Origin of the sequence: Dictyobacter arantiisoli (assembly GCF_008326305.1) — a bacterium.
Classification (GTDB): Bacteria; Chloroflexota; Ktedonobacteria; order Ktedonobacterales; family Ktedonobacteraceae; genus Dictyobacter; species Dictyobacter arantiisoli.
In genome coordinates this window covers 26,481-40,699 of the sequence record NZ_BIXY01000039.1, presented here as the reverse complement: position 1 = coordinate 40,699, position 14,219 = coordinate 26,481, and the positions used below count along the sequence as shown (strand labels likewise).

The 14,219-nt window shown below is 49.9% G+C and carries 10 protein-coding genes and 1 tRNA gene; 4 read left to right on the top strand and 7 right to left on the bottom strand.

Annotated features, from left to right (window positions below):
* Positions 1-17: 17 nt before the first annotated feature.
* The 4 genes from F1593_RS14095 to F1593_RS14080 form a co-directional block, all read right to left on the bottom strand.
* Positions 18-89, bottom strand: a tRNA-Asn gene (locus tag F1593_RS14095).
* 77 nt (positions 90-166) lie between these two features.
* A complete protein-coding gene (gene mgtE / locus F1593_RS14090) occupies positions 167-2,104 on the bottom strand; it encodes a magnesium transporter (RefSeq protein WP_149402201.1) in 1,938 nt (645 codons plus the stop codon).
* 852 nt (positions 2,105-2,956) lie between these two features.
* Positions 2,957-3,652: a dTMP kinase gene (locus F1593_RS14085; protein ID WP_149402200.1), complete on the bottom strand. Its 696-nt coding sequence runs from the start codon at positions 3,650-3,652 to the stop codon at positions 2,957-2,959.
* Positions 3,653-3,700: 48 nt separating this feature from the next.
* Complete coding sequence (locus F1593_RS14080; protein ID WP_149402199.1) at positions 3,701-4,450, bottom strand: dTMP kinase; 750 nt, start codon at positions 4,448-4,450, stop codon at positions 3,701-3,703.
* A gap of 828 nt (positions 4,451-5,278) precedes the next feature.
* Between F1593_RS14080 and F1593_RS14075 the strand changes: the two genes are divergently transcribed.
* The 4 genes from F1593_RS14075 to F1593_RS14060 all read left to right on the top strand — a co-directional run bounded on the left by F1593_RS14075 (position 5,279) and on the right by F1593_RS14060 (position 9,566).
* Complete coding sequence (locus F1593_RS14075) at positions 5,279-5,662, top strand: hypothetical protein (RefSeq protein WP_149402198.1); 384 nt, start codon at positions 5,279-5,281, stop codon at positions 5,660-5,662.
* A 182-nt stretch (positions 5,663-5,844) separates the two neighbouring features.
* Positions 5,845-6,507: an alpha/beta hydrolase gene (locus F1593_RS14070; protein ID WP_149402197.1), complete on the top strand. Its 663-nt coding sequence runs from the start codon at positions 5,845-5,847 to the stop codon at positions 6,505-6,507.
* Positions 6,508-6,633: 126 nt separating this feature from the next.
* Positions 6,634-8,676 (top strand): prolyl oligopeptidase family serine peptidase, encoded by a 2,043-nt coding sequence (locus tag F1593_RS14065; RefSeq protein ID WP_149402196.1) that lies wholly within the window; start codon positions 6,634-6,636, stop codon positions 8,674-8,676.
* A 401-nt stretch (positions 8,677-9,077) separates the two neighbouring features.
* On the top strand, positions 9,078-9,566 hold the full coding sequence (locus F1593_RS14060; protein WP_149402195.1) for a PRC-barrel domain-containing protein: 489 nt from the start codon (positions 9,078-9,080) through the stop codon (positions 9,564-9,566).
* A gap of 202 nt (positions 9,567-9,768) precedes the next feature.
* Here the strand turns inward: F1593_RS14060 and F1593_RS14055 are convergent, their stop codons facing one another.
* The 3 genes from F1593_RS14055 to F1593_RS14045 all read right to left on the bottom strand — a co-directional run bounded on the left by F1593_RS14055 (position 9,769) and on the right by F1593_RS14045 (position 13,962).
* Positions 9,769-11,988, bottom strand: coding sequence for a serine/threonine-protein kinase (locus F1593_RS14055; RefSeq protein WP_149402194.1), 2,220 nt, complete (start codon positions 11,986-11,988; stop codon positions 9,769-9,771).
* 181 nt (positions 11,989-12,169) lie between these two features.
* On the bottom strand, positions 12,170-13,033 hold the full coding sequence (gene rsmA, locus F1593_RS14050; RefSeq protein WP_216368869.1) for a 16S rRNA (adenine(1518)-N(6)/adenine(1519)-N(6))-dimethyltransferase RsmA: 864 nt from the start codon (positions 13,031-13,033) through the stop codon (positions 12,170-12,172).
* 284 nt (positions 13,034-13,317) lie between these two features.
* Positions 13,318-13,962, bottom strand: a complete 645-nt coding sequence (locus F1593_RS14045) for a hypothetical protein (protein ID WP_149402193.1) — start codon at positions 13,960-13,962, stop codon at positions 13,318-13,320.
* Positions 13,963-14,219: the final 257 nt, after the last annotated feature.

Genomic DNA, 14,219 nt, shown 5'->3' with positions numbered 1-14,219 from the left:
GGTGGCCTTTTTAGAAACTCCTCGAACAGGACTCGAACCTGTAACAAATCGGTTAACAGCCGATTGCTCTACCATTGAGCTATCGAGGAAGGTTGTTCGCTTGGAACACTGATACTATATACTATCAGTCGGGTTTCGTCAATACTTTTAGGGCGGATTTTTCGGCTTATCCCAAAAATTGGTCAATCAAAGTCAGACTACTGGCTAAGAATATGCACAGGCTGATAATGGCGATAACGGGATTGAGTAGCGGGGCTGCGATCAAGCTGCCGCGCAGGCGTAAGCGTTGCAGGATATTCGGGAGTGCCAGCCCACAGACCGCTGCGATAAAGAGTGTCAGGCCAAAGCCGATGCCGACTGAAATGCTCAGGTAGAGCGAGTGGAAAAGCAACCAGGAGAGCAGCCCCACGATCATGGTGGTCAGGATGCCACCGATAGAGCCATGCAGTATCTCACGCCAGAAGGTCCGTACAAAGTCACGGCCACGGGTGGTACGCAATTCCCAGCCAGCTATCGCCAGGGTCTGTGAGCCTGCAGCACCAGCGGTCAGGAGAAGCATCGGAATTAAGCAGAGCAGGCTGGCAAGGGCGCTGCGGTTACTGGCGGCTGGCAATGCACTGCCCGTGAAAGCATAGGCGGTAGCTGCTCCCAGCAACATGCTAAAAGCATTGGAAATGATCAGGGCCATAAAAAAGCCAATCACTACATTAACCAATAGCCAGGAGACACGGCTCACTGAGTTGCGGCGTGAATCATCATTATTATCCGGCTCATCCACATCGGTACCCGTGATCTCCGACACATCTTCTGCCTGCTCGGCGTGGATCACATCAATCACATCATCCACTGTAACCATCCCCATCAGATGATTTTCATCATCCACCACAGGAGCGCCAAGTAGATCATATTTAGCAATCACATGCGCAACCTCTTCCTGATCGGCATCAATATGGACCTTGATTACATCCTCATCCATGAGATCGTGCATGCGTGCGTCAGGTGCAGCGGTAACAAGCTGGCGCAGCGAGACAACGCCAATCAAATGTTTTTCTTCATCAATGATATAGAGATAGTAAACCATATCCAGATGTTCTGAATGCTGGCGTAGATAGGCCAGGACCTCTTCGACGGTCGCTTCTTCGGGTTGTGCCAGAATCTCGGTGGTCATAATACCGCCAGCAGTCTCAGTGCCGTAGCGGAGCAGATCCCGAATTGGCTGGGACTCGACAACGGACATCAAATCCAGTAAGTGTTCTGCCTCGGCTGCTGGCATATCGGCCAGAATATCGGCTGCATCATCTGGACGCAAACGCTCAAGCAGATCGGAGGCGCGTTCAGGTCCAAGCTCGCTCAGAAGCTCGGATTGAAGTGGATATTCAATCTCATTCAATGTATCGGCGGCGGTTTCATCATCCAGGCGTTCCAGGACGGCCCCGGCGTTTTCAAGATTGAGTTGTTCCAAAATGTCTGCAATATCGGCAGGATGCAGGTCAGCGAGTTTATTATGGCTGACGTTTAGTTGTACTTTTGGCACGACTCCTACCGTACCGACACCCATCGAGCCAGCGCCCACTGCGGCCAGCTGGCTGGTATTGGCGGTTACCACCTGAATGGGCTCAACATAATTCCAGGTTACCGTGCGCTCGGCCAGTTGAAGGGGTGTTACCCGGCCCAGCATATCCATCGCCTTTTGCCAGCCCAGGCGGCGCAGGAGTCCACTCAAGCCAATATCAACGCCAACCAGGCGGGCCGTCTTTTTGATTTGAGCTAGTTTTAAATCATTCACCTTGACCACGCGGAAGCCCTGCGTGTCAACAATCTGTTTATCGAGGATATCGCGTTTAAGCAACAGTTCTTCGCAATGTGGTTCATAGGCGTTGATCTCTGTGCGGGTGACAGAGAGTTCAATCGGGGTCTCTTCGATGCTGCGCACCTGGGACCAGGGAATAATCATTTTATCGTTGCCGACCGTGGAACTCACCACCAGGGCCGTCACCATCGGAAAGGTTTCATTTAAGGTTACACAAATGTCCCGCAGGGAGCCAATGCGACGATGGTCGCTATCGTAGATGCTTTTATGCAGCAGCAAGCTCAAAAAAATCATAGGTATCACCACCTTCTCGTGAGTAAACAGGTTTTTTTAGCACGTAATCATCTGTGCGCTGGCACATGTATTACGGTGACGCGCAATCCTTTGACGCAGGTCGCGCATGGCTTTTCCACACCAGATAGCTCTGGTGCTGGTCATCCATGGCTGTCTCGTGCGCACTCTGTTAGCACATGTTGTGAATCATTATGTGCACTTTGTACCGTTCTATGTAATAGTACATTACATAGATGAAAAGCGTTTTTGAAATGCATGGTGATACAACAGTTTTGTTATGAGAACAGTAGCAAGATGGTAGTGAATGCATTTCACGCAACGCTCTGGACACGCCGGGGCACTGCACTTAGCAGTGCAAAGGACTCACTGGCGAAAAATGGTGTTCTTACTCGACATCATTCACAGCAATGGGGTGATGCTGGCTCATCGAGTAAAGGGGGTGGGATACCCTTGAGGATCAGGAATGAAGGTATCCGCTTACAGTACTCAGTGAGGAGAAGAACAACCCGGAAAGCAGGCATGCATATAGTTTCTGTGTGGCATACCTACTATGACTAGGGCCAGCGTCCATGTCCCTCACCTCCTTTGCCTGAACAGATGTGTGCTTTTGGCCATATTATAGCTCAGATGGCTATCGAAAAGTTTAAGCATGGTCAGCACAAAACACCTGCAGGTGTAAACAAACATTATTTCTTTTGCAAGTATAGCATCTTTATTGGTTGTACGGCAAGTATACACCTGTTCATTTTGCCGATAAGTCCTATACTAGAATTTTTGGTACTCTTCCTGTTGGATGTATAGTGCAGATTGAGATACTATTCTGGCATCATTCTCCGTCTCTAAGGCGAAAGTTTATCCATTGGGAAGTAACGGCTGAATAGCTTGTTTTAGCTGTACTGCGATCTCTTCAGAACTGCGCCCTGCATCGAACACCTGGAAGTGATAATGTTTAGACATCTTGTCGTATTCGTTGAGCATCAATTTCTGATAGCGCACAAAACTCTCAAAGAGATCCTCTCCCAGACGCATATCCATGCCTGATTCCCAATAATCAAAGCCATGTTTCTGCAGAACACGGGGAACCAGATCCTCCAATTCGACCCGCAAATAAAAAATAGCATCCGGCTTGAGGGCCAATCCATAGATTGAGCGCAGCCACTGCGGGTCTGCGCCACGCACCAGGGCACGCGCCATTAAAGAATAGATATAGCGATCAGCAAGCACGATAAAGCCTGCGCGTAAAGCTGGTAAGATCTGGTGTTCAAAGCGATCCACAAAGTCTGCCGCATAGAACAAATTTAAGGTAATGGTGCCCAGTGTATTTCCTTCTTTGGCTTCTTTAAGTCCACTGCCGGCTAGCTCTGAGCGCGTCATTTCGCTATCGACCACTGCATAGCCCAGACTTTCCAGCCAGGGACGTAAAAGGCGTATCTGGGTAGAGCGGCCTACCCCATCGGTTCCCTCCAATGCGATCAGGCGACCTGGTAACACTTCCTCGCGTCTTTGCAGGCCAATCGCATCAATACCATAAAAATCTAGCGCCGTCATAGTTTTCTTTTCCTCCGTCTGGGGTTGCAAGCGGATTAATGGCTTCGTTTATTGTGAATGAGAAGTGGAATGTACGATGTCTGCCCGATGGGCGATATGTTCCAGCTCTGTGCCGGGGATGAGCTGGCGGAAGCGGCGTATCCCTTCCAGATGGGGCGCTACCAACTGGCGCATCATTCGTTGCTGTTCAGGAATAGGGAGGGTTGCATCCATGACGGTCAGATTATACTCAGCGATCATCTTTTCGTATTCGGCGACAATGCGTTTTTGGAACAGGCCAAAACTTTCGCGCGGATTACTATGCAGTTCTAGATCCATCCCTGCTTCATAGTATTTCAGTTCTGAGCGATTGGAGAGAATACGACCCAGGGAGATGTCCAGTGGAACCCGAAAATAGAAGGCCCGTGTGGGTTGAACGGCGAATTGATAGAGCTCGCGTACCCATTGGCGATCTACATTGCGGGCCACATCACGTGCGAATGCGGTATAGATATAGCGATCAGCGAGCACAATAGCTCCGGCTTTGAGGGGAGGAATAATGTCGTGTTCGGTCCGATCAGCGAAATCGGTCGCGTGAATCAGACTAAAGGTCGTTGGTGTGAGCATCTGCTTTTTTTTGCCCCGACGGGTTGTTTTTTTGACCAGCGGCGAGGAGTTCCACTCGCTAAAAAAGACTGTATAGCCTTCGCTGACCAGCCATTGACGCAACAAGGCGATCTGTGTACTTTTTCCTGAACCATCAACTCCTTCAACAACAAAGAGTTTGCCAGGATACTGATGCAATCCATATGTTTCCATACCTGTATCCTTTTTCTTCCTACGACAAAGGAAATGTAAAAATCGATTATGTGTCAGCATCTGCCATGATGTCAAGCGCTGATAGGTATTTTTTCTGTGAGTTTCTATTATACTATACTATCATCTTATTTATGCTGAGCTATTCAGCAATTTTGGGGGTTTTCTGCTCTCTTTATTGCCGCCTGCGGCGCGGGGAGAGAGAAGGGAGGGTATGGGGACACCCCCATAGGTGCGAACGTAAGCGGGATTGTTAAGGGTGCAACCCTTAACTTAACCTGGGGCTCGGGGCTGTGCCCCGATCTCTTACCTCCCTCTCGCCGCCGCATGCGGCGGCGAAGAAAAGAAGAAAAAGAGGTATTTGGGGCACCCCAAACCCCGGCAAAGGGCTGGCCGCCCTTTGCAATCCCGCTTGAAAAGCCTTACGTTCGCACCTATGGGCCTGCGGTTCCCTGCACTCCCTGTCTCACCTGCCAGGGCGCGTAAGCGCCCGCACCCTTTTTATTGTGTGCTGTAGAAAAAGTTCGAAGAACTTTTTCTACAGCACACAATAAAAAGATGTTTGAGCACCGTAGGTGCGAAAACTCAGGCACAGAGACAGTGGAGACCACGGGCGCTTCGCTTAGGGGATGTAGTATAGCTAAAATATTCAGTTTTTTCTCACCTGTTGTCTACTATCTTTTATCGACTGTTTTGGCGCGTTTCTGCATGTTGATGTGTTCAGGCGAAGGGTAATTGTGTGGCGCATGGTCATGCATGCTATAGTATGGAAGCAGTGTTTGTTGATTGATGAAATGGAGATGAGCTTGTGTGTGAAGCGCGGAGGCTTTTATGGCAGTGTTAAGTGTCGCTAGTCTGGCTGGTATTATTTTTTTAGGCATCTGTGCGGTGGTGTTAGGTGCGTTTGGGATTAGAAGTATCCGTTCTGGTCGTAAGGCATTAGCACGTGCACGTATTGTTGGTTCGGGGGCAGTATGGCATAAACAGATCTCAATTTTATTTGGCTTGAACAACCTTGTTTTTGCAGGTCTGGTGATCCTGGTGATGCTATTGATGTTGCTTACAGTGCATATCATCAAGATGGTGCTGATTGCGCTGATCATCCTGCTCCTGGTAGTGAGTGTGGTACTGGTGGTGCGCTGTTTGATGTCCGCTTTGCAGGCATCACAGCAGCCGGTTGCGCCACGTCGCGATCATAAAGAAGAGGATGTATAACGGCGGTAATAGAGGAAGCATGGCTGGAAGTGTGGAGGTTGTATGGTACTGAAGATGAACCGAGTAATAGTAAAATGGTAGGATTACAGATTGCAAATGATCTTGATAGATCCGTTAGTTGTATTATCAAGTGTATTATATTCTAAATAAATAGACGATGTGTTTGCAGAACAGGAAATGTTATGACAACGAATCAAGTATTGCATGTGAATATACCTACTTCTATTGGTCATTTGGAAGGTATTTTGAAGCCGGAGCCGGAGCCGGAAGGGATGCCGAAGTTTGTGAGTGTGATCTGTCATCCACATCCTCTGGGCGGCGGTACTATGCATAATAAAGTGGTTTTTAAGGTTGCGCAGGCTTTACAAATGGCGAATATTCCCGCGTTGCGCTTTAATTTTCGCGGTGTGGGACATAGCACCGGTACCTATGATGAGGGTCGCGGTGAGATGGATGATGTGCGCTATGCCCTGGATTTTATGAGCCGCCGCTATCCTGGCATTCCTGCGATCATTGGAGGCTTTTCCTTTGGGGCCTATGTCGGTTTACGGGTCGCCTGCGCGGATGATCGTGTGCATGCTATGGTTGGTCTGGGCGTGCCAGCACGTATGTTTCGGGATGGTGAAGCTTTGCAGGATTGCCATAAACCTAAGCTCTTTATCCATGGCACTGATGATGAACTGGCTCCCTATGAACAGACACAGCAATGGTTTGAGCAGGTTTCGGCCCCAAAACAGTTGCTTACCCTGCAAGGTGCAGATCATTTTTTCAAGGATCATTTACCTGAAGTGCAGACACTGGTCGCCGATTTTGCCGCCTCTCTCTCTTCTAAAGTTGGGCACTAACCGGGCCTGATCAAATTGAGCAGTAAGCTATAGCGAGTCACTATAAGCACAATCAGCCTTATGCTGATTCGCTATGATTCATTGATAGTAGCTGGTTCATGAGTATTAGACACAAAGGAGTATAGGATGGCTGAGCTATCTGTAACACGGCGCGATGATACGATGGAAGATTATCATGGTACGCCAGTTGCCGATCCATATCGCTGGCTGGAGGATGAGGATACGCAGGAGACACGGGATTGGGTAGCGGCACAGCATGTTGTTGCCCGCACCTATCTGGATGCGATTCCCGGACTTGAGCAGATCCGGGAACGCTATAAAGAACTTTACGATTATCCTCGCTTTTCGGCTCCCAATAAAAAGGCTGGTCGCTATTTCTTCTCTCAAAATACTGGCTTGCAAAATCAAGCGATTCTCTATCGACAGGATAGTCTCTCTGGCCCGACGACAGTGGTACTCGATCCCAATAGGTTGAGCGCGGATGGGACAGTCGCCCTGAATACTACGGTGTTTTCGCACGATGGTTCGTTGCTCGCTTATGGTACCTCCGCCAGTGGTAGCGATTGGCAAGAGATCCGTGTGCGCGCTGTGGAGAGCGGACACGATTATGATGAGGTGATCCACTGGTGTAAATTTAGTGGGATAGCCTGGAAGCATGATAATTCTGGCTTCTTTTATAATCGTCTGCCGGAACCTGGAACGGTAGCGGAAGAGGATCAAAGCAACTATAGTTCAGTGTACTGGCACGCCCTCAATACACCTCAGTCGGATGATCAACTGATCTACGAACGGCCTGATGCGAAGGAACTCAGCTTTACTCCCTTTATTACGGAGGATGGTCGCTATCTGTTCCTGGATGTCTGGAATGGTACCGATCCACGTACCCGGCTCTATTATCGTGAGGTTGAAAGCTCTGAACCTTTTATCCGGCTACTGGATGAGGCTGATGCGAGCTACAGCCTGGTTGGCAATGATGGCTCGCTCTTCTATATTCAGACCAATCTCAACGCCCCCAGAGGCCGTATCGTGGCTTTGGACAGCCAGCAGCCAGCACGTGAGCAGTGGCGCGAATTGATACCAGAGCAGGACGATGTATTGGACTTTGCAAAGATCGTCAATCAGCAGTTTGTCCTCGGATATATGCATGATGCGCACCATCAACTCAAACTCTACGCTAAGGATGGCACTTTCCTGCATGAGATCGCGTTACCAACCCTGGGATCAATCATTGAGCTATCCGGTGAAGTAAATGATGATGAGTTGTTTATCACCTTCACCTCCTATCTCTATCCTTCCACCGTTTTTCGCTATGATTTTGCCCAACAGACGCTGACTCCATTGCGCCAGCTGTTCTCAAAGTTTGATCCCAGTAGCTATGAGACAACTCAGATCTTTTATACTTCGAAGGATGGGACACGCGTCCCGATGTTCCTGACGCATAAAAAGGGGCTGCTACGCGACGGTAATAATCCCGTGTTAATCTATGGCTATGGTGGTTTCGATATCAGTATGACCCCCTCCTTCTCTGTGACTCCTCTCCTCTGGATCGAGCATGGTGGCATCTATGCTGTCGCTAATTTGCGCGGTGGCAGCGAATATGGCGAGCAGTGGCATCTGGATGGCATGTTGGAGAAGAAGCAAAATGTCTTCGATGATTTTATTGCTGCCGCCGAATGGCTGGTAGCCGAGAAATATACGCAGAACTCGCGTATCGCCATCATGGGTGGTAGTAATGGTGGGCTGTTAGTTGCTGCCTGTCTGGTACAGCGTCCTGATCTTTATGGTGCGGTTATCTGTCGTGTGCCAGTTATCGATATGCTTCGCTATCACCGTTTCACCGTTGGGCGTTACTGGATCTCAGAATATGGCGATGCGGAACACAATGCCGAGCAATTTGCTTTCCTCTACGCCTACTCGCCCTTGCATAACGTCAAAGCTGGAGTATCCTATCCTCCCACGCTGATCATGACGGCGGATAGCGATGATCGGGTTGTGCCTGCCCACGCCCGCAAATTCGCCGCCACTTTACAGCCCGCTCAGGCCGGAGACGCGCCGATCCTCTTACGCGTCGAAAGCAAGGCCGGTCATGGCATGGGCAAACCCACCGCCAAAATCATCGAAGAAGAATCTGATGTGTTGGGTTTCCTCTTCAACACATTTGATATGTAGGGAATTATTATGCCCGCTATGCGGGACGCTGGCTTCTCTCTTATGATTTCTCTCACCTAAGTAAAAAATGAGAGAATGGATAAGAATGTGTCAGCCTCCCAGTACCATCGGGATCTTGCTGCTGCTGGCAGGTGCCTGCGCGCCGCCCTTTTTGTTGTGTCGTGTCGAAAAAATTCGAAGAATTTTTTCGACACGACACAACAAAAAGATGTTTGAGCACCGTAGGTGCGAAAACTCATGCACAGAGACTGTGGAGATCACGGGAGGCAGACACACTCAAATAAAAGGACGCAGAAATGGCGGTTGTCTGGGTATCAAATGCTGTGTCTCTTTTGTGTGCCTATGAAAAGTGATAATATTGGAATGAATATTTACACGTTCTAATTTTCGAGGAGCAATTCATGGAAAACAACCAGGCTACAATTAAGTGGTCAGATCTGTATAAACTGAATGTAGTCGTTCCCAGCGAAGGCAAATCGCTTGGAACGGTCGAGGATTTTTTTGTTAAAGAAGGTTCAAACGCTGTGTATGCTTTGTGTGTGCGTACACGCCTCCATGGCGATTTGTCCTTGCCGGTGACGGGTATTATCGCTGTTGAGAAGGGTCGCGTGACGATTCGTAGCGCGCAAATGCTGGCAAAGGCATTGCCTCCCCTGGTACGTGCTCAGCAGTTACTGACTCGTACTGTGGTGAATGAGAAGGGCAGTGAGTTAGGCACTATTAAAGATGTGGTCGTCCATGTTGATCCGCCTACCGCTATGCGTGTAGCTGGATTTGAGATGTTGCGCGGTTCCACTACTCGTAGTATTGCCGGTGTCATTGTGTCACATTATGATGATGAGACAAATAGTGTTGTGATCTATGATCAGTCTGCCAAGAAGTTGCGCTAGTAGCTTTTTCTGGTTTCCTTCTCTTTTCCCCGCTCGACTTTTCAGCAGTCATACAGTCGTGTTCTCGGAAAGTGCTTTCCCGCTTTCTTCATTCCGCCTACGGCGGCGAGAAGAAAATAAGGAGAGTACAGGGACACCCGGCAGGGGGAACGCGTTCCCCCTGCACCCTCTACTTACTTTCCTCTGTGCTTTGTGTGCTTTTTTAGACTTCTCCGCGTAGGCGGGCTACTTCGGCTTCGGCGGCGCGGGCTTCGCGGCGGCGATGCAGTTTCTTTAAGGCTTCGGTTTTGCGTAGCCAGTTATCTGGATCATTGGGTGCCAGACGAATTGCTTCTTCGGCGGCTATCAGAGCTTCTTCATAGCGTTGTAGTTGCTTCAGGACCAATGACTTATTATGCTGTGCCGTAGCCATACGGGGATTGATTCGTAGCGCTCTCTCATACGCGTCCAGGGCCTTGGGATAGTTCTCAAGGTGGTAATAGGCATTGCCTACTCCATTCCAGGCCTGTGGGACGTTAGCATTGATTGTGAGGGCCCTGGTGTAGGCTTCCAGGGCTTCCTGATAACGCCCCAGTTGGCAGAGCGCACTGGCTTTGCCGTTCCAGGCAGGGGCGTAATTAGGGTCCAGGCTGATGGCGTTAGCATAGGCTTCCAGGGCTTTATGAAAGTTGCCCAGGTCGGCCAGCACAATCGCACGCCGCTCGATAGCTTTGATGAAGCGTGGATCGCTCTGTAGCGCCTGCTCATAGTTATCGAGGGCACGGCGTAGCTTATGCTGAGCATAGAGAATATCTCCGATGCCGCATTTGGTTGGCGCGTAGTTAGGATCGCGTGTCAGTACCTCCTGATAGGCCTGTAATGCTTCGGTATAGCGCCCCATCTCATACAGAACCAGGCCCTTCCCATTCCAGTAAACCACCGAGTTGCGATCTAAGGATAATGCCTGGTCAAAGGCGCGTAGCGCATCAGGATAGCGCCTGAGTTGGCGCAGGACGAGTCCTTTATTGCCCCAGGCCTGTGCCATCAATGGATCAAAGTGCAGGGCCACATCAAAGGCGGTTAGAGCCTGATCTGGCAACCCCAGGGCACTTAATACGGCCCCTTTCCCATTCCAGGCGATCACATTATCCTTCTCTAGCAGAATCGCACGATCAAAGACATCCAGCGCCTCCAGGTTCCGATGCAACATATTCAAGGCGGTCCCTTTGCCATTGAGGACAGTCACCAGATTGGGATTGATTTTGAGGGCTTGCTCAAATGAGGCCAGTGCCTCGCGGTGTTGTCCCTTCATCGCCTGCGTCAGTCCACGACCTTGCCATGCCTGCACATTCCCTCCATCCAATTGTATGGATCGATCATAGAGGGTAATTGCTTCGTTGAGACGGTGCTGCGTGTAGAGATGATAGGCGTCTTTCAAAAGCTGGCTCGATAACGACTGGGGTGGCTGGGGCGGGCGCGGCACGGTCGTATGGGATTGTGTGATATGCAGCGTGCCACTGATGCGCTGCTGATCTACATGTTGCAACACGTTCTCGACCTCTTTTACACTGTCTGGTCGATTGTCGGCGGTCATATCCAGCATATGGTGTAAGAGTTCTTCCAACTCCTGCGGCACATTGGGATTGAGCTGGCTGGCTGGTCGGAAGAAGAAAGGCTGTTCGCTGGGATCAACCCCGGTTAGCAGGCTGTGCAGGAGTGCGCCCAGGCTATAAATATCCGAGCGTGGCGTGCTCTGGGCTTTGCCATACTGCTCTGGCGCGGCATAGCCAGGCGAACCCAGCGCGACTGTATCATGGGATTGTCCCGGTTTAAAGACGCGTGCGATGCCGAAGTCAATCAGATAGAGGTGTCCATTGTCGCTCATCATCACATTGGATGGTTTGAGATCCCGGAAAATAATCGGTGGTTGATGGGTATGGAGATAGCTTAAAACATCACAAAGCTGCTTGCCCCAGTTCAGGACCTGTTCCAGGGAGACCGGGCCGCCACCTTTGTGCTCAAGATATTCTTCAAGGGTTTCCCCTTCAATGAAATCCATGACCAGATACGAACGTTCTTCCTCTGTGAAATGGTCGTAGATACGTGGCAAATTGGGGTGCAGCAGATCCGCGAGCAAATGAGACTCGCGTTCAAAGGCTGCCTCCGCTTCCTGCACTGCTACCGGCGTCAGACCTGCCCGACTCATCTCTTTAATCGCAATGGCACGATTATTAAAACGTGTATCTACCGCCCGATAGACTGCCCCCATGCCGCCCTGACCGATTCTGGTTTCCAGTTGATAGCGGCCATTCAGTAGGGTTTGTTCTGGTAACTCTCCCGTTGTATGCTTGAATGGGAGCGGCGCGGCGCAGTATTGACAAAAGCGCGCGGTGCCGGGATTAGCGGCCCCACATGTCTCACAGAACTGTTCCTGCATTGCCATAACACTTACATTTTCCTATGTGAAATTATGATACATATTGTACATCGCACAATTAATTGTTTGCTTGTTTGCTATATGGCTGTGGATGATATGGCGTTTCCTGGCCTTTTGCTGCTTCAATTATAGAACATGTGCTTGCCCCACTCAATGATCATTGAATATTGAATGGGGTAGGATTGGATTATGAGGCCGGGCTGGCGGTCTGGCGCTCAATAACTCTCCATAAGTTGATCCACTCTTCGATGCTGATCGTTTCGGCCCGGCGACTCGGCACAATGCCAGCTTCTTCAAGCCACGCCCGAACCAACTCGTTTTTATAATGCAGCCCATGTGTCAGTGAGTTATGCACCTGTTTACGCCGCTCGGTAAAGCCCGCCTTGACAACGCGGAAAAAGCGATCCCGCTCCTCTCTGGTCAAGCGTACTTCTTTATTTACATTGATGCGCAAAATAGCCGAGTCAACTTTAGGTGCGGGATAAAATGACCGCGCTGGCACTCTGGCAATAATTTCGGGTTGACCATAGAATTGGACGCTTATCCCGAGTAGGCTGAGATCGCCTGGCTCCGCTACGATACGTTGCGCGACTTCCCATTGCACCATCACTACTAACAATTGTGGCGGATTAGTGTTTTCCAGAAAATGACGAAAGGTCGGGGCCGTGATATAGTACGGCAGATTCGCGACCAATTTATACGCTGTTTCTCCAAAGACCTCAAGCGGATTAAAGTAGAGCAGATCACGGGCGATCAATTCGACATTGGAATATTCATGCGTGGTCTCTGCCAGTAGCCTGAGCATATCCCGTTCAATTTCTACAGCCACTACCCGTTTTGCTCGTTGTGCCAGTTCACGTGTTAGCACACCTGTCCCTGCCCCCACTTCAAGCAGGGTATCTTCAGGGGTAATAGCAGCGGCATCGATGATCTGTTGTAGAATCGAGCGGTCAATTAAAAAGTTCTGTCCAAAGGCCTTATTTGGACGCATGCCGTGCGTGGTAAGCATATAACGTAGCTCACGCACATTGGTTAAATCTAAATCGTTCACTGTATGTATTGTATCTTCTGAATTCGGTGTGTTTTTATCCGTCAATGTCTGGCTCACTTGTCATACTTTTTCCTAATGCTCCTCTAACTCTAACAAACCACCTGCCTGCTGTCAAACTTTCCAGCAAGAGAGAGGACTTCTCAATTCTCTTGGGTGCCGCCTTTGGCGGGGGAGAAGAGGGAAAGTGGTGAACACCAACGCCCCACATTTTATGCTGGTTGCCAGACGTAGAACTCATCCTTGCGGTGAGCGACTGCTGTCATGCTGATTGTATTCTATCATCCTCAGCGTCGCCAGCGGGTATATCTCATGCGTCCATGCCGCAAGGGAGGACCATATCTCCAACGACTGCGCTGCCAGCGGTTTTTGAATACGATAGCAGTGATAAACAGGACGAGTATAATCGCGAAGATGGCCCCCAGCGCTAACACAAGCAGAACCGCAAAGAGTGCCAATAAGAGTTTCAGCAATAGTGGCAGCAGGACCAGGAAGCCAACCGCGATGAGTAGTACAATCACCCAGCCCGGTGCTCTACCGGCCGCCCGGCGTCTGCTCGCCTGAGGCGGAACATAGCTTCGCTGTCCGTTGCGTGCACGTTCAAAACGGCGTTGTTGTTTAGCATAAAAACGTCGCCCAGCACGCTCAAGCTGTTCTTCTATTCTGCTCGGTTGAGCGATGTGCGGGTTCTGCTGATAGGTTCCCGTCTCCTGTTGTCTGGTGTTGGCTTGCGCCTCGCTGGATTTCTGCTGCTGGCGCTCCTGTGCTGGATAGCTATACGGCGGAATCGAGTTTTCAAAATCTGCAGGATGATCCCGCTTGGGCATATCGCTGGTGCGGTACTGGCTGTACGATTGAATCGTTACTTCTTCGTTGTCCTGAGCCTCCTCGCGTGCTTGTTGGGACTCGGGCATGAATTCCTGTTGGCTCATAGTCTCCCTACCTCATAGGTGCATAAAAACCCTACTAAAAATCTACGTTTGCTTAAGACGAGGGTTGCAAGTAGTAGATATATCTTTTTCCAGCGGTAGCCAATCTGTATCTACGCCAGATGGTCATAGACTCGCAACAGAGATGAGAAACGATACGTTATTAGAACATATGGTGTATGCTTTAGGTTGCTATGGTATGATTTAAAAAAGTATCTATGCGGATTATACCTATTTACGCAGGTGTTGGAGGATGTTGA